The organism is Streptomyces huiliensis, assembly GCF_020037025.1.
Taxonomy (GTDB): Bacteria; Actinomycetota; Actinomycetes; order Streptomycetales; family Streptomycetaceae; genus Streptomyces; species Streptomyces huiliensis.
In genome coordinates this window covers 1-2,880 of record NZ_JAIQLH010000453.1, presented here as the reverse complement: position 1 = coordinate 2,880, position 2,880 = coordinate 1, and the positions used below count along the sequence as shown (strand labels likewise).

Here is a 2,880-nt window from a genome sequence, read left to right as displayed (position 1 = left end):
CTACGGCTTTTTTGCGTTTCCGCGACGTCACTTCTTACTGATCAGCGGCATACGGCCGCCGTCACCCGCCCGCCCTTCTCCCCGCCGTCCCCGACCCCGATCGGTCCTGAGCCGCGTCGTCTCCCAGCCGGCCTTGACGCCCGCCAGCAGCAGACCGATGACCGCTCCCTCGAAGGGATCGGTCACCACGATCGCCGCGGCGGTGGCGAGGAGGGCGACGACCTCACCCCGATGGCCGTCCCACAGACGCCCCAACTCGCGTCCCGGAAGCAGCTGCCGGCCCACGACCACCAGCACCCCGGCGAGTGCCGCGACCGGCACGGCCCCCAGGGCCCAGGGCAACAGCGCCGCGAACGCGGCCAGCCACAGCCCCTGCAGCACCCTCGAGGCCCGAGTCCGCGCGCCCGCCTGGGCGTTGGCGGTACTGCGGACGACGACGGTGGTCATCGGAAGGGCGCCGAGCATGCCGCACACGGTGTTGCCGGCGCCCTGGGCGATGAGCTCCTTGTCGTAGTCGGTGCGCGGCCCGTCGTGCAGCCGGTCGACCGCGGCCGCGCCGAACATGCTCCCGGCCGAGGCGACCAGCGTGAAGGCCAGGACGGTGCCGAGGACACCGACCTGGCCGAGCCGCACGAAGTCCGGCCCGTCCGGCGGCTGGACGGCGGTCATCAGGTCACCGACCCGCAACCGGTCCACCGGCAGTCGCAACAGCGCGGTCGCGGCCGTCGCCGCGAGCACCGCGGCCAGCGGCGCCGGCATCAGCCGCACCCCGCGTGGCCAGCGCTGCCACAGCGCCATCAGCGCCATCGTGCCGACGCCCACCGCGCCGGCGGCGAGCGCGGCCGGATCCTCCAGGGCGCCGGTGACCAGGAGGACGAGCCCGCCGAGCCGTTCGAGGCCGCCACCGGGCGCGTCGGCGTCGGCGAGCTCGTACAACTGGCCGGTGATGAGGACGAGTCCGGTGCCCGCCAGCATCCCCTGGACCACGGCGACGGGGACCTTCCGGAACCAGCGGCCGAGTCGCAGCAGACCCAGCACCACCTGGAGCAGGCCGGTGGCGAGCACGAGCACGCCCAGGCCGCCGAGACCGTGGACGCGCACGGCTTCGTACACGAGCGCGGCGAGGCCCGCGGCCGGCCCGCTCACCTGGATGCTGCTGCCCGGCAGCAGCCCGGTCAGCAACCCGCCGACGATCCCGGTGACGAGGCCCAGTTCGACCGGCACTCCGGAGGCCACGGCGACGCCGGCCGAGAGCGGCACGGTTATGAGGAAGACGACGAGGGACGCGTGGACGTCGGCCCGGAGGAGCCGGCCGGTGTCGGACCGGGAAGTGCCGGGCCTAGAGGTGACGAAGCGGGCGGGGTTGAGGTCTTTGCGCTCCATGAGGGTTGCCTCCAGCGTCCCCGGGCGTGCTGACGCCGACCGGGGACCGAGAACCTGTGGGGACGGGTACGGGCGGACGGGCCTGGCCGGTGGAGAAGGGCCGAGAAGAGCCGGAAGAGCCGGAAGTGCAAGGAGGGCAGGGTGGGCGGAGAAGGGCCGGGAGGAACGGAACGGAACGGGACGGGCGAAGGTGCGGGAGCCGACGCGGACGCCGGGCGGGTCCGTGCGCGGTGCCCGTACGGACGCGTCCTCGCCTCCTCCGGCAGCGCGCCGTGAACACCCGCCCACAGTGTGACCAAGCGTTGTGCTCTTGGGCCGACCGGTGCGTTACCGCGGTGTAAACACGGAATCGACGAGGAGGAAGAGCTCCGTCCGTTCACTCCGGCGGACGGCGCGACCCACGCGCCGCATCGCGCGCCGGGGCTCCGCCCCCGACGCCGTTGCCCGCCCCCATCGCCCGCGGCCGTCCGGAACCGGGTGCGAAAATGGCCGCCCGGCACAGCGAAAGCGGAAAAGGGGAGCCCCGTGACCCAGACAGTCGCCGTCCTCGGCACCGGAAAGATCGGTGAAGCGCTGCTCAGCGGCATGATCCGGGCCGGCTGGGACCCCGCGCAGCTGCTCTGCACCGCGCGCCGTCCGGAGCGGGCCGAGGCGCTGCGCGAGCGCTACGGCGTCGAGGTCGTGGGGAACGCCGACGCCGCCAAGGCCGCCGACACGCTGATCCTGGCGGTCAAGCCGCAGGACATGGCGACGCTCCTGGACGAGCTCGCCCCGCACCTGCCGGCCGACCGGCTCGTCATCAGCGCGGCGGCCGGCGTCCCCACCGCGTTCTTCGAGGAGCGGCTCCCGGCGGGGACGCCCGTGGTGCGCGTCATGCCCAACACGCCGGTGCTGGTGGACGAGGGGATGTCGGTCATCTCCGCGGGCACCCACGCCACCGAGCAGCACCTGCTGCGCACCGAGGCGATCTTCAAGCCGGTCGGCAAGACGCTGCGCGTCCCCGAGTCGCAGCAGGACGCCGCGACCGCGCTGTCCGGCTCCGGCCCGGCCTACTTCTACTTCCTCGTCGAGGCCATGACGGACGCCGGCATCCTCCTCGGCCTGCCCAGGGACAAGGCCCACGACCTGATCGTCCAGGCGGCCATCGGCGCCGCCGTGATGCTCCGCGACAGCGGGGAACACCCCGTCAAGCTGCGCGAGGCCGTCACCTCGCCGGCCGGCACCACGATCAACGCCATCCGCGAGCTGGAGAAGCACGGAGTCCGGCACGCGCTCATCGCCGCCTTGGAGGCCGCCCGCGACCGCAGCCGCGAACTGGCCTCCGGAACGGGCTGACGGAACGGGCCGTCGGAACGGGCCGTCGGCTCCTGGGGCCGACGGCCCGCCCACCGTGGCCGGCCGGGTCGACGATCAGCCGGCCGGGAGCAGGCCGATGGCCTGGTACGCGGCGTCGACCGTCGGCCGTGCCAGTTCCCGCGCCCGGCGGGCGCCGTCCCG

Annotated in this window: 2 protein-coding genes; one reads left to right on the top strand and one right to left on the bottom strand. The window is 74.0% G+C overall.

The window, feature by feature from the left end; translation table 11 throughout:
- Positions 1-27: 27 nt before the first annotated feature.
- Complete coding sequence (locus tag JNW98_RS35020) at positions 28-1,383, bottom strand: SulP family inorganic anion transporter (RefSeq protein ID WP_223772306.1); 1,356 nt, start codon at positions 1,381-1,383, stop codon at positions 28-30.
- Between the two features lie 525 nt (positions 1,384-1,908).
- On the opposite strand from JNW98_RS35020, the gene proC reads away from it, so the two are divergent.
- Positions 1,909-2,718 carry a pyrroline-5-carboxylate reductase gene (gene proC, locus JNW98_RS35015; protein WP_223772305.1) on the top strand — a complete coding sequence of 270 codons (810 nt, stop codon included), beginning with the start codon at positions 1,909-1,911 and terminating at the stop codon, positions 2,716-2,718.
- Positions 2,719-2,880: the final 162 nt, after the last annotated feature.